We start from the raw sequence: 21,728 nt of genomic DNA, 5'->3' as shown, positions 1-21,728 counted from the left end.
AACGTGCCTGCGGGCGCACTACGCTCGATGCCGATGCGGATCGTCCTGACGTGACCGGCGCCGTCTTCTTGCGCTACGCCTTCGGTGCGTGATGCAAGAAGCGGCGATGTGACATGCGTCGATAACGCTTCTGACGCGGTGACATGCGGTAAGCCCAGGTCGTCGAGCCAAGGCGCGATGCCGTCGATACACGCGGGGGCGCCAGCGAGCAGATCCGATACAAAGCGCTTGCCGGCGTCGATATCCGCGAGCGCATAGCCTGGGGGCGGGCTGAGCAGGCAGCGGCCGAAACGCAGTTCGCCGCTCGTCGTGATCGCCGGCGTGCAGGCAAAGGTCGCGGCGACGCGCCTGGCCAAGTCGTTTGCGCCGCTTAGCCCACCCAATAACGGGACGACAGCGCCGCCGTCTTCCGCTACCGCCAACACGGCCGGCTCGTCCGTTTTAGCGCTGGTGCCGATGACCGGCGCCAGGCAGCGGATGACAATGCCGGCCGCGCACAATGCAATCAGGGGCGTGCCGTTGGTGTAGCAGTGCCTCAAATGCGCGCCGAGATTATCGATGGGAATCGCCCGGGCACCGATTTCCCCGATGTCTTGCAGATCAAAACGCTTGCGCAGCACATGTAATGTGGCGCCCGGCAAGGTATCCAGAATGCGGCGCGCGGCGGGCAAGGCGCTGGTGCCGAGTACGATAATCGCCGGCGTTACGTTTTCGGGGGCGGATGAGGAGGGATTCATGCCTGCCATTTCTTGCCCGGAACCACGAGTAACGAGAAATAGGGAGATGCCATCGGGTCGACGTCGTCGATCGGTACGATGCGCTGCTGCGCCATCGTCGCGCGCTCGATGTAGTGTGCGCGCTTGTCCAGACCGAGCGTTCTGAGCACGCCCCGCACCTTGTCGAAGTTGCGGCCCAGTTTCATGATTACGGCGGCGTCGGCGGTGGTCAGGCGTGCGGACAGTTCCTCGGCCGGCAACACACCGGACAGGACGGTCAGCGTCTGGTTGCGATAGACCAGCGGGAGGCCGAGCATGGCCGCGCCCCCGAGCATGGAACAGACACCGGGCACCACATCGGTCGCGTAGTCTCCACAGAGACGGTCATGCAAATACATATAGGAGCCGTAGAAAAAAGGGTCCCCCTCGCAAATGACGGCAACATCCTGCCCGGCATCCAGATAGGTTCTCAGCAGCATGGCCGATTCGTCATAGAACGCGGTGATGACGTCTTCATAACGTAGTGGCGGTGGCAGCGCTTCCGTTGTCACCGGATAGACGAGCGGCAACCGGATCTGTCCTGCCTCCAGGTGCGATGCGATGATGCCGAAGGCATTTCCGGTTTTACCCTTTGCAATAAAATACGCCACTACTGGCGCTGCGCGCAGCAAGCGTAACGCCTTGACGGTGATCAACTCCGGATCGCCCGGTCCGACGCCGAGACCAATCAGCGTGCCGCGACGGCCAGTGGCGGACGAGATAGCGGGGATGGTCATTCACTCGTGCTCCGTCGCCAATGCATTGACCGCGGCGGCCACCATAGCACTGCCGCCGCGCCGGCCTTGCAGCGCGACGAACGGGATGCCCCGGCTGTCGGCGGCCAACATCGCCTTCGACTCCGCCGCGCCGATGAAACCTACCGGAAATCCCAGAATCAGTGCTGGACGAGGCGCGCCTGCGTCCAGCATGTCCAGAAGGTGAAACAACGCCGTGGGCGCGTTGCCGATGGCCACGACGCTGCCGGCGAGATGGTCACGCCACAATTCCAGCGCGGCGGCCGAACGGGTATTGCACATTTCGCGGGCCAATTCGGGCACGCGCGGATCGTTCAGCGTACAGATGACGGCGTTGTCCGCCGGCAGGCGGGAGCGCGTGACCCCATGCGCCACCATCTGGGCGTCGCAGAGGATGGGTGCGCCGTTTGCCAATGCCTGTCGTCCCGCGTTGCCCGCTCCCGCGGAAAATAGCAGATCCGCTGCGATGTCAATCATGCCGCATGCATGAATCACACGCACCGCGAGTTTTTGCAGATCAGCGGGAATCGCGCTCAGGTCGGTCTCGGCGCGTATCGTCGCGAACGATTGACGATAAATCTCGTCCCCGTTGCGCTGGTAATCGGTCATGGTCAGGCAGTCTCTTTCAAAATACGGTCGGCGGCACCGTCGATGTCGACGTCCGCGCACTGTAATACTTCGCCGCGCTCCCTGCCACTGCTTGCATGCAACGCATAGCGGCCCGGGGCCGTCGCAACCAATGTAAATCGCCGTGTGACCGCAGAGGCGCATCGCCGCTCGCAGCCGCTGACATGGATGCTCACCTGTGGCACGCGTCCGGATAGCCGCATTGCCAGTTGCACTGCGTCGCGCTTTGTATCGGCATGACCTTTCGCGCAGCCGGTGCTGCCGGCACACGCGTGCAGCCGTGTGATCGATGCGGCGTGATCGACGATCACCTCTACGTCGTGCAAGGTTTCCAGGGTCGACGCAAGCTCGTGTTCGCTAGCGCGCACGTTGGGTAGCAAGATCCCTTGCCAGGGAGTCACGCGCAACGTTCCGTCACCGATGTGGTCGCTCAGCGCGGCCAGGGTGTCCAGTTGGTGTGGCGTCAAGCGACCGAGTGCGGCGTGGACACCGAGCGCCGGTAAGCCAAGCATGGAAGTTACCGCGTGATCGATTGGTATGTCGGTGCGTTGCGGAAGCAGCCCGATGCGGCGCGCCGCATCGGGCGCCGGTCGAGGGCGGCGCCATTGCGACAGCCAGACCGGGCGCACGGTCTTGAGCGTGGTGGTAGACAATGCCGCATCGACGAAAACACGTCTCGCGCCGATCTCGTGTCGCGGCAGCAGGTCCCTCAGGCGACCGGCCATGCGGCCCTCGGCGTCCCGGGCTTTTCCCGACGCCCGCTGCCGGAGGAAGTATACGACCAACGCTTCAATCAACGCAGGCACATCATGCGCCGCGACCAACCCAAGCGGACAGTCGCCAGCGTCTGTCGTCACGGGTGTCAATGGCGTCGCGGTGTCATGCCCGGATGGTGGCGTGACGGGCGCGGTCGAGACGTCCGTACCGACGGCGGCATTTATAGTGTTACTGTCATCGAATACGCAAGGAATCGCCGAGGCGAGGCCGAAAGCGAACCAATGACCGGTCCGTGCAGTCTCGGTGTCCGTATCGCCGGGCCATTCCATTGATCGCTGCAACGCGTAACGGGGGTCCAGCGCGCAGAGCCAGATATCGTGGTGATGGCCGAGCACCGACAACGCCTCACCCCCATCGATCTGAATCGCGAATTTCGTTGATAGCGGTGCGCGTGCGACGTCATCCGTGATCGGGTGCGGCGTTTCATCGCACGCCGCTACCAAAGGTTTCCGGGGATCATCTCTGTCCTGACCGGCGTGGTGGTGCGCCGAGGCGATCGCGCGCGCCAAGTGGTCTAGCGACGCCTTGAGCAGTGGTCGCGTATCAATCACGCTCTGCGGGTCGGTTCCGGCCGTGGGACTGATCAGGATGTTCCTGACCGCATCCAGGTCCGCTATGCGAGTCGCGGCCAATGTGAGATCTTCCGGCGTGCCGGATGGGGTGACGCTTGGCCTTGGGCCTAGGCCACTATCCGTCAGCATCGTCACTAATGCCGCTGGCGCGTCCTGCAAGTCGGGCAAGCCGGGGGTGCCACCGATGCCGCGCAATTGTACGTTCGCCCGATTCGTCAATTCGATGATGCCGTTGCCGAAAATGCGGCTGGCGGCCGCGAGCACGCGCGCTTGCGCGGCGGACAGCACACCGCCGGGCAAACGGACCCGGCAAATACCTCCATCGCGCGCAGGCGCGATGCGCATGAGGCCCGGGCACGCATCCGCCCGCGGTGGCAGCGGCGCGAGCGATGAGGGTACAGGCGGCGAAGGGGCTGGGATAGGGCGCAAGACGGGTGGCATCGCAGGAAAAAACGGGCAGGCAGGCCGCTTGTCCGGCGAGGCTGCAACAGCTTCTATTATACGCAGTGCGTTGCGCACAGCCGCGACATCCTGTCAGTCCGCATGCCCGCACCGCCGCGCGGGGGACAACGCGCATTACAATGTCATCGATGAAGATGCGTGATGACAAGCCAGCAGAAGGGGCGCCCGTGACGGCAATGTGGTTGACAGTAGTGGGAATCGGGGAGAGCGGCTATGCCGGGCTGGACCGGGCACCACGACGCGCGCTATGGGCGGCCCGGCATATCGTTGGCGCGGGGCGCCACCTGGCGCTGCTGCCAGCGCGCCTGCAAGCCCGCGGCGTCGCGTGGCCAAGCCCTTTTTCGCTGACACCGCTTCACGCTTTACATGGGCAGCCGGTTGTTGCGCTGGCATCGGGCGACCCGATGTGGTTTGGTGTGGGTGCCGCCATTTCCCGCGAATTCCCTGCCGAGAGTTATACGATCTGGCCTGGCGTTTCGTCGATCGCACTGGCCGCGGCACGGTTGCGCTGGCCCCTTGATGTGGTGGCGACGTTGTCGTTGGTCGGTCGGCCGCTGGCGTCCCTGAACGCGGCGCTGTATGCCGGTGAACGTCTGATCGTGCTCAGTGCCGACGCCACCACGCCGCAGGCGGTGGCAGGATTACTGACCGCACGGGGCTTCGGCGCGAGCGTCATGACGGTCTGCAATCGCCTTGGTGGCCCGGGTGAATACCTGTTTTCAGTGCGGGCTGATACATGGGGGGCATCGGACAGCGCGCGGGTCGATGCGTTGAACGTCATCGGCATACACTGCATCGGTATCAGCAGTATGCCCGGGGACATCGACGCATCGATGTCCTCTGTACCGATCACCTGGGGGCTGACCCCTGGCCTGCCTGACGACCTGTTCACGCATGATGGCCAGTTGACAAAGCGCGAGCAGCGCGCGGTGACGTTGGCGCATCTGGCTCCGCGCCCAGGCGAAGTGCTGTGGGACGTGGGAGCCGGGAGTGGTTCAATCGGCATCGAATGGATGCGCGCGCATCGGCGCTGCCAGGCGATCGCGATCGAAGCGAACGCTTCGCGCCAGGCCTTGATCGTCCGCAACCGCGATCGCTTCGGCGTGCCCGGGCTGCGCGTCATTCCAGGAAGTGCTCCCGAGGCGCTCGAAGGGCTGCCGCAACCGGATGCAATCTTTATAGGCGGTGGCGTGACGGCCCCCGGCGTATTGCCACGGTGCTGGCGGGCGTTACGCCCTGGCGGCCGTCTCGTGGCGAACGCGGTGACATTGCAAAGCGAATCCCTTCTAGTGGATTGGCATGCGCGCCATGGCGGTGAATTGATCCGATTGACGGTATCGCATGCGGCACCGCTAGGGGGCTTCGACGTTTGGCGTGGTGCCTTGCCGTTGACGATCTGGGCCTATACGAAAGGGCACGCCGATGCAGGCATCGATACGTCCACCGCATCCGATGGCATCGCAGACAACGAGGTATCGTCGACCACGTCTCCGTGCGACAGGATCGAATCGTGCAAGGGGGGCGATACGCTGAACGACTGTCCGGGGGAGGCCGCGAATCATGCGTCTTGAACCCGACGAGGAATCGGCTGACGGTGGCAAGCAGCCGTTACGTACAGGCCTGACCACTGGTAGTTGCGCGACGGCCGCGGCCTGCGCGGCCGCATGCGCGTTATTTTCCGGCAAGGACATGCATGACGGCCCCGACGGCGTGGAGATCACGTTGCCAAAAGGGCAGACCGTCACGATACCTATTGCATATTGCCGATTCGTGGACGATGCCACGACAACGGTACGGAGAACAGCCATCGCGGGCGTCGTCAAGGACGCCGGCGACGACCCGGACGTCACGCACGGCGCGGTGGTGTTCGTATCGCTCAGCCTGTGCGCCACTGAAGGCGTACGCTTCGAGGCGGGCCCTGGCGTCGGTACGGTAACGCGGGCGGGACTGGCTTTGCCGATCGGGGAACCGGCTATCAATCCCGTACCTCGCATGATGATTCGCACGCATCTTGATCGCGTTGCCGCGCAGCATGGCTATCCGGGTGGTTTCGTGGTCCAGGTGGGTGTGGAGGGGGGAGCCGACATTGCCCTGAAGACGATGAATCCGCGGCTTGGCATCCTGGGTGGCTTGTCGATTCTCGGCACGACGGGCATTGTTCGGCCGTTTTCGTGCGCAGCGTACATCGCCTCAATTCATCAGGGAATCGATGTCGCACGGGCGAACGGGCAAATCCACCTGGCGGCGTGCACCGGCAACACCAGCGAGTGGGTTGCCCGCGAACGTTACGGTTTGCCCGATATGGCGTTGATAGAAATGGGCGACTTTGCTGGGGCGGTCCTGAAGCATATCCGGCGTACAGGGCAAGCCGATGCGGTGGTCCTGCCGCTGCCTGACAGGCCAGGAATCCAGTCAATCGGTGCCGCGCCGTTGCATCGTTTGAGCCTGGTTGGCGGTTTCGGCAAGTTCAGCAAACTCGCCGCCGGGCATCTGGATTTACATAGCAAGCAATCCTCGGTTGATTTAGGGCGTCTCGCGCAATGGAGCGGGGCCGCGCTTGGTATGTGCGAGGGAGAGGACGCGTCGATTGCAGCGCCGTCCCGCGTCGCCGCGGTACAGGCTGCCATTCTCAACGCCAACACCAGCTTGGAAGCCCATGCAATCGCGCACGCCGCCGGTATCGCGCTTGGCGACATTGTCTGCCGCAAGGCGCTGGCGTACGTGCGCGAGGTGATTGGCGCACAGCGCGTCGCGCTCGACGTGATTGCCATCGATCGACGGGGCGAGGTGATTGGCCAAGCCAGCGAGGATATGCATGCCGACCGTTGACGCCATGCCGCCGCCGCGGGCCTCGGCTTTCTCTCACCTGCCTCGAATCCTGCTGCTCGGCGGCACGGGCGACGCACTGGCCATAGCACGACACTTGCGTGAAGCGGATGTATATAGCGTCGCCGGCCTGGGTGCGTCGCCTCCTGACTTGCCTTGCCTAGTGCGGGAAGGGGGCTTCGGAGGGGCTGAAGGATTGGCGCGAACACTGGGCGATGGCGAATTTGGTCTCGTGGTGGATGCGACCCATCCCTATGCCGCGCGAATCAGTACGAATGCCGTGGCTGCTTCTGGCACATGCCGTATACCCTATTGGCGGCTCGAACGTCCTCCGTGGGCACCGACGGAGGGCGATCGATGGATCGACGTGGCGGATTGGGCACAGACGCTGACCGCACTGCGCCCTTTTCGCCGCCCTTTATGGACGGTCGGCCGCGAACCCTTGGCACATATCAGGAGCGCCGCCCCTGGCCAGCATTGGTACGTGCGATGTCTCCCGCAGACCGCGGCGCGTCATGCCGACGCGGTGCCGCCATTTCCTCCGGGCGCAGCGATGTCGCTGTTGGCCGCAAGAGGCCCTTTTACATTGGCATCGGAGCGGACCCTGATCCACACGCTGGGCGTGGATGTCATCGTCAGTAAAAACAGCGGTGGCGATGCGACTGACGCAAAATTACAGGTGGCGCGGGAATTCGGCTTGCCCGTTATCATGCGACGCCGTCCGGCACCCGCTTGGGCAGCGCGTGCATGCGAGAGCAGCGAAGCCCACGAGGGGATCCTGGATATAGCGTATTCATCGGCGCAACATCGCGAGGTGTATCACACGGTATCGCTTGCATCATGTCCGATACGTTTGTTCCATGATGCTGAAGCGGTGCTGCAAGCACTGTCCACGTTAACATAAGCTGCCATTCATGACGATTTATTTTATTGGAGCCGGTCCTGGCGACCCCGAACTGGTGACGGTCAAGGGGCAGCGCCTGATTCGCATGTGCCCCGTTATCCTCTATGCAGGCTCTCTCGTGCCGGCCGCGGTGCTAGATGGGCACCAGGCCCATACGGTCGTTGACAGTGCGCCGCTGTCGCTAGACGAGATCATCGCGGTGCTGCAATCCGCACACGCCCGCGGAGAAAACGTCGCCCGCGTGCATTCCGGCGATCCATCTCTGTACGGTGCGATTGGTGAACAAATCCGGCGCCTGGATCGATTGGGCATCGATTGGGAGATTATTCCCGGCGTGACCGCGACAGCGGCGAGTGCTGCCGCGCTCGGTACCGAGTTGACCCTGCCGGGCATCTCTCAAACCGTGATCCTGACCCGTTACGCGCGCAAGACGGCGATGCCGGAAGGCGAGACGCTCGATGCTTTGGCGCGGCACCGCGCCACCCTTGCCATTCACCTGGGGGTCCGACATCTCGCGGAAATCGTCGAAATCCTGATGCCCCATTACGGTGCGGGCTGTCCGATTGCGATCGTCTACCGTGCCAGTTGGCCAGATCAACAGATCGTGCGAGGAACTTTGATCGACATTGTCGCGCAGACACCCACTGAGGCAATGCAGCGCACCGCACTCATCGTGGTAGGAAAAGTACTCAATTCAGTAGATTTTACCGATTCAACGCTCTATAGCGCTGACTCGCGATCGTGACTGATAATAAAAAGTACTTTCAATAACTTACTATTTTTTATTTATGTGTAATCTTGCTTTTTTCCTAGGCAGGCTAAAGAATTTCTTGCTTATCTGATCGACTATTCAGTACTATTTACCCTGGCGTGTCGCGGGGTACCGTGCATGCGTGGCATCGTGGCTCGCCGCGTCGCTCGGACGGTTCCGGGCGCTTACGTAAAGGAACCAAACAATGTCGACAGTCGGCAAGCGTCGCTTTGCACGCATCGATCGCCTTCCCCCGTACGTATTCAACATCCCGGCGGAGCTAAAACTCGCGGCCCGACGGCGTGGGGAAGACATCATCGATTTAAGCATGGGCAATCCGGACGGCCCCACGCCGCCGCATATCGTCGAAAAACTGGCGGAGGTGGCGCGTCGACCGGACACGCATGGTTATTCTTCATCGAAGGGTATTCCGCGACTGCGCAGGGCGATCGCGCATTGGTATCGGGATCGATACGATGTCGACATCGATCCGGATAGTGAAGCTATTGTCACCATTGGCTCTAAAGAAGGGCTTGCTCACCTGATGCTGGCGACGTTGGATCGCGGTGACACGGTATTGGTGCCTGATCCGAGTTATCCGATTCATATCTACGGTGCCGTGATCGCGGGCGCGGACATCCGATCGGTCCCGATGGCACCGGGGATCGATTTTTTCGAGGAATTGGAAAAGGCGATTCGTGGCAGTTACCCGAAGCCGAAGATGATGATCCTGGGCTTCCCGTCCAATCCGACCGCGCAGTGTGTTGAAAGGGATTTTTTTGAGCGTGTGGTGGCGCTGGCCCGTAAGCATGACATTTTTGTCGTGCATGATCTGGCTTACGCCGACATCGTGTTTGATGGTTGGAAGGCGCCATCGATCATGCAGGTGCCTGGCGCGAAGGATATCGCGGTCGAGTTCTTCACATTATCGAAGAGCTACAACATGGCGGGCTGGCGGATAGGTTTCATGGTGGGGAATCCCGAGTTGGTTGCGGCGCTGGCGCGGATCAAGAGCTATCACGACTACGGTACCTTCACGCCATTGCAGGTTGCCGCCATCGCGGCATTGGAGGGCGACCAGCAGTGCGTCAAAGAGATTGCGGCGCAATATCAACGACGGCGTGATGTGCTGGTGAAGGGATTGATCGAAGCGGGATGGCCTGTCGAAAAGCCGAAAGCGTCCATGTATGTCTGGGCACCGATTCCCGAGACTTATCGCGCGATGGGTTCGCTGGCATTCGCGACATTATTGCTTGAAAAGGCGAAGGTTTGCGTGTCGCCTGGTGTTGGTTTCGGTGATTATGGCGATGACTATGTCCGATTCGCTCTTATTGAAAATGAGTCACGTATTCGTCAGGCGATCCGCGGCATTCGCGGCATGCTGAAATCGGAAATTGCGGAAAACCCGTATTCTTGAAAAAGATACAGTTTGCATCCGCATCATTCGTGTCAATCAGGTCAATTTCGTCGCGACAAATTTCAGTCAATGCACTGTGCTTAATCTGATAAAAAGATCGTTTGGCAATAGACGAGATCGATTTTTGGTATTGTCTTGAGACGGTTCTGTGTGGCGACAGGCATTCAGTAATTAAGCAACCGGAAAAAAGAAACGGCACTCGCCCAATTGGGCAAGTGCCGTTTCTTTTTCCTATCCGGTGTGACGCGGGGAGAATAATCAGGCCGCCATAGCCATTGCGTCCGCGCTTACGAGCGATTTTGTCGCTTTCCATGCATCACTGGCCGCATTCAGTCGGCCTGTCAATTGCGCTTGCAGCGTTGCGCCGTCGAGCATCATCACAATAATCGGTGCGAGGGCGCTTGCCCGTGATTCGCCGGTGATGTCGGTAAGGATCTTCTCTATGGTGGCTGTCAGTTCATGCTTTTGCGCTACCGTAACCGTATGAATCTGCGTGCCCTTGTCGGCAAATTCGGACGCCGCATGCGCAAACAGGCTACCAGAAAAGCATTCGCTGCCGAACCATCGGGTGTGCCAGTCAAATACCCGTTCCAACGCTTCCATCGGGCTGCCCGCATCACTGATATCGGCATTCAGCTGGTCAGCCAATACTCTTTGCTGAAAGCGAAGTACTTCCACGACGAGATCGCCCTTGGACGGGAAATATCGGTACATTGTCATTTTCGATACGTTCGATTTGGCGATGATCCAATCGACGCCCACCGCGTGGAAGCCGTGGCGGCCAAAAAGCATTGTGGCGGTATCGAGTATTTGTTGGCGCTTATCCATGATCTCAGAACCCAACTGTCTGTTTGGTTCCATTATACGATTCAAATGTGATTTGTGAATCATCAACGACTGTTATTTCGCATACGATGTGCGGGGTTCTCGCCACATTTTCTGAATGGACCAGGCCATATTTGTCGTCGCACCAAAATAAATCCATCGCGCTATCTTTTTTCGGTCGATGTTACCGAGCGATGTACTTCGTAATAATCGCTTACGTATGACGAAACCTATATAGGATTGAACGTAATAAACCCGATCTTTCCATTTCGACATGTGGGACGATCGTCCGTTTACAGATAAGGCTATTCTTATTCAGTATCTGAATAGTTAGCAAATGCATGGTGTTTTCTGGATAAATATCGAAATGGATATCAAAAAGCGTGCAACGCCCGGTTTCCGGGGCAAGCAAAGGAACACTACCGTTTTGCGTTGCCATGGATGTTTCTTGCCCAAGTCCGCATAGACCATGTGCAAGCGTCGCATGTGAGACGATCGTGACATTCATGAGGAAAGGGTAGATGCGTCGGTACTGAATGGGGATGGGGTATGATGCGCGCCGGGGGCATCGACGCAGGCGAGGTATGACGGCGCGTTCCGACAGTGTATCGGTCGTGCGCTGGACGTGGTGCATTGCCGCGATCAGGGGGGGCGCGTCTGATATCGTAGTGATGGTGTGCAAACCAGGGCAACACGAGGTTGCGCCTGCTTTCGCCGCGATCGATTGTATTGCGTAAGTCCGTAGCGTCCCACGCCTGGTACGGCCCTCGATCCGCAGACACACGCCACCCATTCACGCGATCCGTTACTCTCCTGGTGATATGCAAGCGAATTTGTCTCTCCGTCCGCCACTCTCTCGCGGTGCCGTGCTGATGCTGCTGATCGCACTCGTACTGATCTGGTTCGTCCCATTAGGGATGCGCCATTTGATTCCAACGGACGAAGGCCGGTACGCCGAGATGGCGAGAGAGATGTTTGTTACGGGCGACTGGATCACGCCGCGTTACAACGGCTACAAGTATTTTGAGAAGCCACCGCTGCAGACGTGGGCAAACGCATTGACGTTCGCGTTGTTCGGTATCGGTGAATGGCAGGCGCGGTTCTACACCGCGCTGACCGGTTTCGCCGGCATCGTGGTCGTCGGGTACACCGGGGCACGGTTGTTCGGTGCGCTTGCAGGCTGGAGTGCCGCCGTAGTGATGGTGGCCACGCCATATTGGTATTTGATGGGTCATTTCAACGCGCTGGACATGGGGCTGTCTTTCTGGATGACGGTCACCTTGTGTGCGTTACTGTTGGCCCAGCGGGACACCCTGACGAGGGCGGGGCGACGCGGCTGGATGTGGTTGTCGTGGGGCGGAATGGCCATGGCGATGTTATCGAAAGGCCTGATCGGCATCATGATCCCAGGCGCGGTCCTGATCGTATACATGGTAGTGGCGCGCGATTGGCGGATTTTCCTGCGGATACACCTGCCGTCAGGCTTGCTGGTCTTCGTGATCATCTGCGCACCGTGGTTCTATCTTGTACAACGCGACAATCCCGAGTTCTTTCATTTTTTCTTCGTTGTCCAGCAATTCCAGCGCTATCTGACGCCGGAACAAAACCGGCCTGGCCCGCTTTACTACTTCGTGCCTGTGCTGATGGTCGGGATGCTGCCGTGGTTGACGTTGTTGCCGGCGTCAGTCCGGGATGTATTCCGTGCGCCGCGTGAGGCAAATCGGTTTTCGCCCACGTTGATGTTGCTGGTGTGGGCGGTATTCATTTTCGCTTTCTTCAGTGCATCGCATTCGAAGCTGCCGTCTTACGTGCTTCCAGTGGCGCCGGCTCTGGCTTTGTTGTTAGGGCGGGTTTTGCCAACGCTGTCACCACGTGGTTGGCGTCGGCATATGATCTTCTATGTGGTGGTCCTGGTCATCGGGCTGGTTGCCGCTGGCGTGTACCTCCGAACGATGGGGTCCGACGACACGCCGAATGCCTTGTATGTGGCCTATACGAATTGGGTCTGGGTAGCAATCGGTTGTGGGCTTGTCGGGACGATAGGCGCGTGGCTGCTGTCTCGACGTTCAATGACGGCATCGGTGTTGTCGTTTGTTGCCGGGTGGTGTGTGTTGGTCACGGTGGCCGGTACCGGGCATGAGGTATTCGGGCGCCTGCGGTCCGGTGTTTTGCTGGCCCCTGCCGTCAAGGCCGCGTTGGCTTCGTTGCCGGCTGATACGCCCTTTTATTCGGTCCATAAGCTGGATCACACGTTCCCGTTCTACATCGGTCACACGATGATCATGGTCCGGGACGCTGATGAGCTGGCCTTCGGCGTGGCGCAGGAACCATCGAAGTGGGTGCCTACCGACGCTGCGTTCACCGCCCGGTGGTATCACGACGCGCACGCACTGGCTTTGATGCCACCCGATGTCTATGCCTCCTTCAAGGCCGCGCATCTGCCGATGAAAGTGATTGCGCAAGATCCGTGGCGCGTGATCGTGGAAAAATAGATCGTCGAAAAAAGTCCACCATCGAAATGACCCGCATGACGCTGCCCGCGTATTCTCATTTGCGTGCCGATGCGTTCTCTCCGGGCGCTCGCGCAACTGTTTGCCCCCCTATATCCCGTTGCAGGTAACGCGAGGCACTTATATTGCGGATGTAACGTGCCGACACAAATCCGCACAGATGCAAACGGTCGCTTCGGATGTAATGATATCCAAGGATTCCACCTTCAGCGTGTGTGATCCGGATGCCAGGAAGGTCCTGGCAGGAAAGTGCTGGCGACAGCAGGAGAGATCATGACTAAAAGAACGGACATCAGCGTCCCCCCCTCGCTCGACGCGAAGCAAGCGCCGCGTCGTGTATTGGCCAGGTTTGGCGGTATCGCATTGCTCGCTTGCGTGACCCCTTTCGCGCATGCGCAGTCCGCGCCGGCTTATACGAATGCGCCGGCGATCGTCCGCGCGGGGCCATCGCAGGAATATCCTGCTGTCGCGCAATTGCAAGGCGGTACACCGATGACCGTGCTGGGTTGCGTGGCAGGGTATTCCTGGTGCGATGTTTCCTTGCCGGGATTGCGTGGATGGGTGTATGGCGGGAATATCAACTATGCCTACCAAGGTACTCCGGTACCACTGCTGACGTATGGGCCTCGCATCGGCTTGCCGATCATCGGCTTCTCGTTCGGAACGTACTGGGGCGAGCACTATCGCGCGCAACCTTGGTATGGCGAGCGGGGCCGATGGGAGCACATCGGTCCTCCGCCCCCACCGCCTGGATGGCACGGTGGTCCTCCGCCCGGCCCCCGTCCTGAATGGCACGGTGGTCCGCCGCAACCGCAACCGCAACGGGATGGGTTCCATGGCGGGCCTGGGCAAGGCCCCCGCTCGGATCCACGCGGCGGACCTCCCCAAGGCGGCCATCCGCCTGAGCGGCCACATGGTGATGGTGATGACCATCGTGGTCCCCCTGGTCCCCCGCATGGTTGAGGCAGGTCGGGAAGTTTTTTTCTTGCCACAAATATCTAAAAGACGTCGGAAGGATTTGCAGTTTGAACCCTTACGGGTTTATACTTAAATTGTCTCCTCCATGTCTCAACCGATATGGATTCAGCCCGCTCTTCGTGAGCGGGTTTTTTTTTGCTTGAATTTTCTACAATTTCGAACGTACTCGATGACGCAACGGTGGAATCTCTGGCAAGATAGCGTCGCGTTGGGGCACAATTCACACCAATCAGGGTGAGAGAAGGCATCCCCCTGTTTGACGTAGGCCTTGAGACTAGCCCGTCCTGACAACGTTGCCGCGTGTATCGTCGGCAGCCTATCTACGATGACACGAGACACCGCAATGCGGCCTGATTCGAATCCGACAGATGATTCGCCTCAGTCCTCAATGACCGAGCACGCTGCTCCCATGGCGGCAGAAGACGAACAGGTCACGCAAATTGACGCGGCAATGATTGATCGACTCGTCGGTGTCTTCTACGCGCGTGCTCGCGAAGATGCCGTGCTCGGCCCCGTGTTCAATAGACATGTTGAAGACTGGCCTGCTCACTTGGTGCGTATTGGTCAGTTCTGGGCATCCGTGATGCTCTCGACGGGTGCGTATTCGGGCAGTCCGATGCAACGTCACGGGCCGCTACCCATTGGTCCCGAGCATTTCCACCGCTGGTTGGCGTTGTTCGAGTGCACCGCGCGCGAGGTGTGTCCGCCCGCGTCGGCTGACCGTTTCGTCGATGCGGCACAACGAATGGCGCGTAGTCTCCAACTCGCCCGCGCGCCGCTACCGCAGGTCAGATCAGGTACAGGCACCGATGTCGGATCGACATCGACGAGCAAGGTTTCGGCCAGTGCCCGCATCACGGCGTTACGCGCGTTTTTGCCGGAGCCGGGCGACGATGCAAAATAATCCGCAAGAGCAAAACCCGTTGCATGACAAGGCCGTGCACGAGGTGCTGCGTGGCCAGGAACATCATTTTCGCCTGTTAGTACGTAGCGTATCCGACTGCGCGATCTACATGGTCGACATTAATGGTGTTGTCAGTAATTGGAATACGGGGGCGCAACGTACGAAGGGATACCTTGAGCAGGAAGCGGTTGGCCGTCATTTCTCGTGCTTTTATATTGACGAAGATCGTGTCGCGGGATTGCCGGAGCATGAACTGGAAATAGCTCGCGATACCGGGAAGTTCGAGTCGGAAGGATGGCGGCTGCGCAAGGATGGCAGTCGATTCTGGGCGCATGTGGTCATTGACGCAATCCGTGATGACGATGGCACGCTGTGTGGGTTTGCAAAGGTGACGCGCGATCGCACCGAGCAACGCGCGGCCGCGCAATCCATCGAACTTGCTCGCCGGAATCTCGATCTCGCCCTGTCGCATATTCCGCAAGGGGTTTGCCTGATTGGCCCATCTGGCGGGTAGTGCTTTGCAACGCGCGGTTTCCGGCGCTGCTTATGCTTTCTGAACAAGATATCCGACCAGGCGTGCGTGCATTAAGGGTATTACGCCAACTTTGCGAGGTCAGGGACGGCGTCATGCCGTTGTCATCGGACAGCGATGTCGGCGAATTTTCGAGATATTTGCGCTCGCTTACCGTCGACAACGGCGCTGCCTTGCCATTGCGCCGCAGGCTGCGCTTGATTGCCCAACAACTGCTGTCCGTGGCACGAGCCGGGTTTGACGATGTCACGGGAGAGTCGCAGAGCACGGGGACGGCCGCATGGGACAGGGCGTTGCGTGCGGTGGCGCCGATGAATCCATTCGAATGGCGGTATCGGGAGCGGCAGTTGTTGATTTCCCTGCGAACCATGCCGGGTACCTCCGACGGCGCATCGCAACAGGGAGGCTGGCTCTGTACGATCGAAGATGTCACGGCGCAGCGCGCCGCGCAACGGCACATCGCTTTCCTCGCGCACCATGACGCGTTGACCGGGCTACCGAACCGGACCCGTTTTTATGCGCATATTCAGGACTTGGCCAGCCCATCCGCACTTACGCTTGCGGCCGATCTCGATGCCGCCGTTCCCCGATTCTCCTTGTTGTACCTCGATCTTGACAATTTCAAACCGGTCAACGATTCCTATGGACATCATGTTGGCGATTGCTTGCTGAAAGCGGTCGCCGAACGCCTACGTGCACTGCTTGACGAAAACGACGTCCTGACGCGCCTCGGCGGTGATGAATTCGCCATCATCCAGGCACCGCGATTTGGCGCAAGCCGTGCGGCAAACGAAGCGCATACGATCGCGCTCGCGCAACGCTGCCTGGATGCACTGACGCAGCCTTTTCAGATTGCGGGCGATAGATTGCAAGTGGGTGTCAGTATCGGCATTGTGATCAGTGAGCATCTGCACGTCGAACACGATACGACCCGTTTTTCCGTGGACGGTAACGCGAATTTGCCGCTCGACGATCCTGATGCCTTGCTACGATGCGCCGACATAGCCCTTTATCAAGCGAAACGTAACGGCCGGAACGGCTTCCGGGTATACCAGGCAGGGATGCAGGACCCGTTGGAAATTCGTCGGCAACTGGAACGGCATCTGCATCATGCTGTCAGCGAAGGGCATTTCAAACTGTTCTATCAGCCGTTGGTGGATGCGGTGTCCGGTCAAGTGAACGCGTGTGAAGCACTTTTGAGATGGGATGCCTATCCGTATGGCGCCATTACTCCGTCCGAGTTCATTCCCGTAGCCGAAGAGATCGGCTTGATGCATGCACTCGGCAGTTGGGTCCTCGAACGAGCGTGTAGCGACGCGATGCAATGGCCCGCCGACATTCGCGTCTGCGTCAATGTCTCCGCCGTGCAATTACAAGATAGCCATTTCGCTGACTTTGTCTCTGACGTGCTGAAGCGTACCGGATTGCGGCCTGAGCGTCTGGAGATCGAGTTGACGGAAACCGCACTGATTGCGCATACCGGGCATGCAAGCGCCATTCTGAACGCATTGCGTGCTTTGGGAGTGGGTGTGGTAATGGACGACTTCGGCACGGGCTATTCAGCGTTGAGCCTGCTGCAATCCCTGCCGTTCTCGCGGATCAAGATCGATCAGCTATTTGTTCAAAAGTTAGGTCAGGATGTGAAATCAAACGCCATCGTCCGGGCCGTGACACGACTTTGTTCGGAACTGGGAATCCTGGCGGTCGGCGAAGGCGTTGAGACCGATGCGCAGCGTCGTCTACTTGCGATCGAGGGCTGTACCGAGTTGCAGGGCTTTTTGTTCAGTGAGCCTGTTGCACTTCCAGTTATCAGTGAGATGCTCGGCCTTGGGGTACGTGGCACACGTAGAGCGTGGCCCGGTGCGGACCCGCGGCTTTCGCGGAACGCCTTTCCGACGCACTGAGGGAGAGGCGGCGTCTTGCCACGGTCATATGCCGTCGACGTGGTAAAACCGGGTGCGATCGTTCCCGATCACCCGATGGAGGGGCATCGCTTAATGCGATGTGCCACGGCCGGCGATCTCCGCGCCGGCTTCGGGCGGCATGCGTCGAGTGATGGGAATCGACCCGAGCGACAAACATCCGATTGTGACGAAGGCAGGCCAGAAGTCCGTCCATGTCAGGGTTTCGTGACCTTGCACGTAGCGCGTGAGATGTAATACCACTGCGGCGAGCGCCACGCCGAGACCCAATGACATCTGTTGCACGAAGCTGGCGAGGCTTGTTGCACGTCCGATATCACGGGTAGGGATATCCGAATAGGCCAATGAATTCAGGCTGGTGAACTGAAGCGACGGAAAAAAGCCGCAAAATAACACGATCAGCCAGATTGCCCATACGGGTATGCCAGGAATGAATGCGCCGCAGATCGCAATCGCGCCAGCGGAGAACGCGGCGTTGTACATCAATACCGTGCGAAAACCCCAACGGCGTAACGTGGCTGGTGCCAGCCATTTCACCACAAAGGAGCCGAACGCGGAGGCGCAGGTGATCGAGCCTGACGCAAATGCGGACATCCCGAGCCCCGTTTGCAATGACAGCGGCAAAAGGATGGGAAGGGCGCCCAAGCCCATGCGAAACAAGGAGCCTCCGGCAACGCTCGCCTGGAAAGTCGGAATCGACAGAAAGCGCAAGTGTAGTAGCGGTTTTTCGACATTGAAGGCATACAAAACATACAAACCCGCCAGCGCCGCGCCGATGGCGATCAGCAGCCAGGCGGTGCCGAAAGAGACCAGCCCGCCACCCAGCACCGAGATGCCAAGCAGGAAGGTTGCGCCACCCCCGGCGGATAAAGCAAAACCGATCCAGTCCAATGGACCCGGATGCGGTTCCCGGGAGTTCTTTATGAAGCGCTGTGCCAGCCAGATGCCGGCAATGCCGACGGGGACGTTGATCCCGAAAATCAGGCGCCAATGCAAGTAGGTGGTGATGAATCCTCCCAACACGGGGCCGGCCGCGGGTCCCAGCAAAGCAGGAATGCTGAGGTAGTTCATTGCCCGAACGAAGTCAGCGCGAGGCACCGCCCGAAAAATGATGATACGCCCCACCGGAACCATCATGGCGCCGCCGATGCCCTGGACAAAGCGCGCGACGACGAAATAAGGCAGTGACATCGATGCCGCGCAGAGCAGCGATCCCGCGACAAAGACCCCAATGGCGGCCTGGAAGACGCGCAGCGCGCCGAAGCGGTCAGCCACCCATCCGCATATCGGAATGAAGATGCCAAGGCCGACCACATAGGCAATGACCCCGATTTGCAGGACGACCGGATCGCGGTGGAAGTCGCGTGCCATCGCCGGCAACGACGTGGCGATGACATTGGCATCCATGGATTCCATGAACATCGCGCAAGCGACAATCAGTGGAGCGAGAAATTCCCGGGGTATGGCACGCATGAGCATCGAAGCGGCGCGGCTGCGGGCGGCGCCACGGGACTTACGACCGAAGGCCGCGCAAGTGGTGCGGCTTTGCGAACGACGATGGCGCCAACGAGCGAGTCGCGGCATGAAGGGACACGGAGCGCCATTATCCCGGAATTTTGTCTGCAAAACGACTGGCAGTGCGTTTTTTTAGGAAAACATCTACCGCAGCGCAGTCGCGAACAACAAGTCGCGCGCGAGGGCGACCGGTTCTGGATCGCGCATGGTCTTGGCGATCAGCACGGCGCCTTGCAAGGTGGCCTGGACGTATCGCGCCAAGGCGGCAGGCACCGCAAATGACGAAGACGAACGCTGCAGCGGTTCCGTCGTGGGAGGATGGATGGCACCCGCGTCGATTGCGGCGGCGATGCATGCGGACAGCCTTTGTTCCACATGGTCGAGGATGTGGGCGATCTGCATGCGCAGCGCTTCGCTGTGCTCCGCGGTTTCCAAGGCGAGATTGCCGAGCAGACTACCGTGCTCGACACCGTGTTCGGTCAGGTCTGTCAACACCGCATCGAAATAGGCGTGCAAGCGACCGATCGCATCCAATTGCGCATTGTCGAGCGTGCGTTCGATCAGCGCGCGAGCTTGTTCGAAGTGCAAATCGACGACTTCCATCGCAAACGCTTCCTTCGATGGAAAGTGATTCGTGAACGACCCCTGAGGTACACCGGCGGCTTGTACGATGTCGCGTACGCTCGCGCCGTTGAAGCCGCGCTCATGCATCACGCGCAGCCCTTCGTTCAAAAGTTTGGTGCGGTGGGATGGTTTCGGCATAGTGCGCCAACTATACGGGCGTACACATTCCTTGGTCAACATGTTGCAAAATGACAGCATTTTGCGTGACGTACGACGATGTTAAACGCACGTTTGATTTATCTCGATGCTTCAGACTATTTTTGACGATTTATCCGCAGCTTTTACCTGTGCACTGCTTTTCCCGTAGCATTGTTCTCTCGCATGACGCGACGTGTTGGAAAATTCAGACAGCGATGCGTGATTGATTATCCGAAGCCGACAGTGGCGTGGGAACCGCACGCCGCATAGCGGAGCATCGTGTGGATCCACGTACCTGCGGCCAATGGCGATGAACTGTGTGCATGCTAGGAGGCCGGCGGCAGCCGAATCTGGACCCATGGCACGTATGGAGAAACGACAATGAGCGACATTCAATATCCGGCTTATCCCGAAGTGAAGCTGTTCATCAATGGTGAATGGCAGGAGGGCGCGCGCGATGCCACCGTGATCAATCCGGCAACGGAAGCGGAGATTGGCCGGATTTCGCTGGTATCGGAAAAGGAGCTGGCGGCAGCCGTGGATGCCGCGGATCAAGGATTCAAGCTATGGCGCACCGTGCCGGCGCTCGAGCGAAGCAAGATCATGCGCCGGGCCGCGGCGATATTGAGAGAGCGGGCGGATACGATCGCGGCCATCATGACGATGGAGCAAGGTAAACCGATCGGCGAAGCCAAAACAGAGGCGCTCGGCGCGGCGGACACGATCGAATGGTTTGCAGAGGAAGCACGGCGGACCTACGGCCGTATCATTCCGTCGCGCAGCCCGCAGGTGCGAAACGTCGTGCTGCGCGAGCCGGTTGGCCCGGTGGCGGCCTTCACGCCGTGGAACTTCCCGATCAATCAAGCGGTACGCAAAGTGTCGGCGGCGCTGGCCGCGGGTTGCTCGATCGTCTTGAAAGGCCCTGAAGAAACGCCAGCCAGTTGCGCCGAATTGGTGCGGGCATACGCGGATGCGGGCGTTCCGCCAGGCGTAGTGAACCTGGTGTTCGGCACACCGTCGGAGGTGTCGTCCTATCTGATCGCCCATCCGGTGATTCGCAAGATTTCGTTTACCGGCTCGACACCGGTCGGCAAGCAATTGGCCGCGCTTGCCGGGCAGCATATGAAGCGAGTGACAATGGAACTCGGCGGGCATGCCCCGGTATTGGTATTCGCGGATGCGGATATCGATCGCGCGGTGAGCCTGCTGGCGGGGGCGAAATACCGTAACGCCGGTCAGGTATGTATTGCGCCCACACGCTTCCTTGTCGAGCGTGGCGTTGTCGACGCATTTACGGAGGCAATGGTCAGCGCCGCTCGCGCGATCAAGGTCGGGAACGGTCTGGACGAGTCAACGAGGATGGGCGCGTTGGCAAACGATCGTCGTCTCGGCGCGATGGAACGGCTGGTGGCCGATGCGCGCGCGAAGGGCGCGCGGGTCGTGACAGGCGGCGAACGCATCGGTGACAAGGGCTACTTCTATGCGCCGACGGTGCTGACCGATGTCCCGGCCAATGCCGCATTGATGCATGAAGAGCCATTCGGTCCATTGGCACCGATCATTGCGTTCGATTCGTACCAGGACGCCATCATGGAGGCGAACCGTCTGCCATATGGATTGGCGGCTTACGCCTATTCGACATCGGCAGCCACCGTCGCCCGGGTCGGGAATGACGTGGAGAGCGGCATGATCTCGATTAACCAGCATAGCCTGGGTATGCCAGAAGTGCCTTTTGGAGGCATAAAGGATTCCGGATATGGTTCCGAAGGCGGGCAGGAAGCGATGGAGGCCTACTTGACCACCAAACACATCGCCGAGGGCACGTGAGTAGCGCACGGCAGACGTGCATCGGCGTTGATTGATAAAACCCCTGCCTTGATGCCGCCGTCCAGCCAAAGGAGGGGGGCTGTCGCGCGACAGGCCCCCTCTGTTGC

The 21,728-nt window shown here is 59.8% G+C and carries 17 protein-coding genes and 1 pseudogene; 11 read left to right on the top strand and 7 right to left on the bottom strand.

Going from position 1 to position 21,728, the window contains the following annotated elements; all coding sequences use genetic code 11:
• From WM40_RS19285 to WM40_RS19270, 4 genes and pseudogenes are all read right to left on the bottom strand, one after another.
• A pseudogene (locus tag WM40_RS19285) lies at positions 1–737 on the bottom strand (cobalt-precorrin 5A hydrolase); the annotation flags it as partial.
• Positions 734–1,492, bottom strand: a complete 759-nt coding sequence (locus tag WM40_RS19280; RefSeq protein ID WP_024904395.1) for a precorrin-2 C(20)-methyltransferase — start codon at positions 1,490–1,492, stop codon at positions 734–736. The gene WM40_RS19280 and the pseudogene WM40_RS19285, both read right to left, overlap by 4 nt.
• Positions 1,493–2,119: a precorrin-8X methylmutase gene (locus WM40_RS19275; RefSeq protein ID WP_024904394.1), complete on the bottom strand. Its 627-nt coding sequence runs from the start codon at positions 2,117–2,119 to the stop codon at positions 1,493–1,495.
• 2 nt (positions 2,120–2,121) lie between these two features.
• Positions 2,122–3,831 (bottom strand): hypothetical protein, encoded by a 1,710-nt coding sequence (locus WM40_RS19270; RefSeq protein WP_046153670.1) that lies wholly within the window; start codon positions 3,829–3,831, stop codon positions 2,122–2,124.
• A gap of 236 nt (positions 3,832–4,067) precedes the next feature.
• Between WM40_RS19270 and cbiE the strand changes: the two genes are divergently transcribed.
• The 5 genes from cbiE to alaC all read left to right on the top strand — a co-directional run bounded on the left by cbiE (position 4,068) and on the right by alaC (position 9,846).
• Complete coding sequence (gene cbiE, locus WM40_RS19265; RefSeq protein ID WP_236693599.1) at positions 4,068–5,519, top strand: precorrin-6y C5,15-methyltransferase (decarboxylating) subunit CbiE; 1,452 nt, start codon at positions 4,068–4,070, stop codon at positions 5,517–5,519.
• Entirely contained in the window at positions 5,509–6,777 is a 1,269-nt protein-coding gene (locus WM40_RS19260; RefSeq protein WP_024904390.1) for a cobalt-precorrin-5B (C(1))-methyltransferase, read from the top strand. The genes cbiE and WM40_RS19260 overlap by 11 nt, the downstream gene beginning before the upstream one ends.
• Positions 6,764–7,678, top strand: a complete 915-nt coding sequence (locus tag WM40_RS19255) for a precorrin-6A/cobalt-precorrin-6A reductase (protein ID WP_236693598.1) — start codon at positions 6,764–6,766, stop codon at positions 7,676–7,678. Before WM40_RS19260 ends, WM40_RS19255 begins: the two co-directional genes overlap by 14 nt.
• Before the next feature lie 10 nt (positions 7,679–7,688).
• The gene (cobM, locus tag WM40_RS19250; RefSeq protein WP_024904388.1) at positions 7,689–8,423 is read left to right on the top strand and encodes a precorrin-4 C(11)-methyltransferase; all 735 of its coding nucleotides are present in this window, start codon (positions 7,689–7,691) and stop codon (positions 8,421–8,423) included.
• Positions 8,424–8,634: 211 nt separating this feature from the next.
• Entirely contained in the window at positions 8,635–9,846 is a 1,212-nt protein-coding gene (gene alaC / locus WM40_RS19245) for an alanine transaminase (protein WP_046153669.1), read from the top strand.
• 258 nt (positions 9,847–10,104) lie between these two features.
• Here alaC and WM40_RS19240 read toward each other — a convergent pair whose 3' ends face one another.
• The gene (locus WM40_RS19240; protein WP_036011230.1) at positions 10,105–10,674 is read right to left on the bottom strand and encodes a TetR/AcrR family transcriptional regulator; all 570 of its coding nucleotides are present in this window, start codon (positions 10,672–10,674) and stop codon (positions 10,105–10,107) included.
• A gap of 869 nt (positions 10,675–11,543) precedes the next feature.
• Here WM40_RS19240 and WM40_RS19230 point away from each other — a divergent pair.
• The 5 genes from WM40_RS19230 to WM40_RS19210 all read left to right on the top strand — a co-directional run bounded on the left by WM40_RS19230 (position 11,544) and on the right by WM40_RS19210 (position 17,499).
• Positions 11,544–13,163: a glycosyltransferase family 39 protein gene (locus tag WM40_RS19230; RefSeq protein WP_236693597.1), complete on the top strand. Its 1,620-nt coding sequence runs from the start codon at positions 11,544–11,546 to the stop codon at positions 13,161–13,163.
• A 291-nt stretch (positions 13,164–13,454) separates the two neighbouring features.
• The gene (locus tag WM40_RS28905; protein ID WP_082102982.1) at positions 13,455–14,144 is read left to right on the top strand and encodes an SH3 domain-containing protein; all 690 of its coding nucleotides are present in this window, start codon (positions 13,455–13,457) and stop codon (positions 14,142–14,144) included.
• 424 nt (positions 14,145–14,568) lie between these two features.
• Positions 14,569–15,063 carry a group III truncated hemoglobin gene (locus tag WM40_RS31580; protein ID WP_052738415.1) on the top strand — a complete coding sequence of 165 codons (495 nt, stop codon included), beginning with the start codon at positions 14,569–14,571 and terminating at the stop codon, positions 15,061–15,063.
• On the top strand, positions 15,053–15,577 hold the full coding sequence (locus WM40_RS31575) for a PAS domain-containing protein (RefSeq protein WP_046153666.1): 525 nt from the start codon (positions 15,053–15,055) through the stop codon (positions 15,575–15,577). The genes WM40_RS31580 and WM40_RS31575 overlap by 11 nt, the downstream gene beginning before the upstream one ends.
• 113 nt (positions 15,578–15,690) lie before the next feature.
• Positions 15,691–17,499, top strand: a complete 1,809-nt coding sequence (locus tag WM40_RS19210) for a putative bifunctional diguanylate cyclase/phosphodiesterase (protein ID WP_052738414.1) — start codon at positions 15,691–15,693, stop codon at positions 17,497–17,499.
• Between the two features lie 90 nt (positions 17,500–17,589).
• Here the strand turns inward: WM40_RS19210 and WM40_RS19205 are convergent, their stop codons facing one another.
• A complete protein-coding gene (locus WM40_RS19205; protein ID WP_024904381.1) occupies positions 17,590–18,990 on the bottom strand; it encodes an MFS transporter in 1,401 nt (466 codons plus the stop codon).
• 186 nt (positions 18,991–19,176) lie between these two features.
• The gene (locus WM40_RS19200) at positions 19,177–19,794 is read right to left on the bottom strand and encodes a TetR/AcrR family transcriptional regulator (protein ID WP_024904380.1); all 618 of its coding nucleotides are present in this window, start codon (positions 19,792–19,794) and stop codon (positions 19,177–19,179) included.
• 381 nt (positions 19,795–20,175) lie between these two features.
• Here WM40_RS19200 and WM40_RS19195 point away from each other — a divergent pair, with 381 nt between their 5' ends.
• Positions 20,176–21,621 (top strand): NAD-dependent succinate-semialdehyde dehydrogenase, encoded by a 1,446-nt coding sequence (locus tag WM40_RS19195; protein ID WP_046153665.1) that lies wholly within the window; start codon positions 20,176–20,178, stop codon positions 21,619–21,621.
• The last annotated feature ends 107 nt before the right edge of the window (positions 21,622–21,728 follow it).

It is taken from the genome of Robbsia andropogonis, assembly GCF_000970345.1.
Lineage (GTDB): Bacteria > Pseudomonadota > Gammaproteobacteria > Burkholderiales > Burkholderiaceae > Robbsia > Robbsia andropogonis.
The sequence above is the reverse complement of the archived record's forward strand: the minus strand, read 5'-3'. Positions and strand labels throughout refer to the sequence as shown.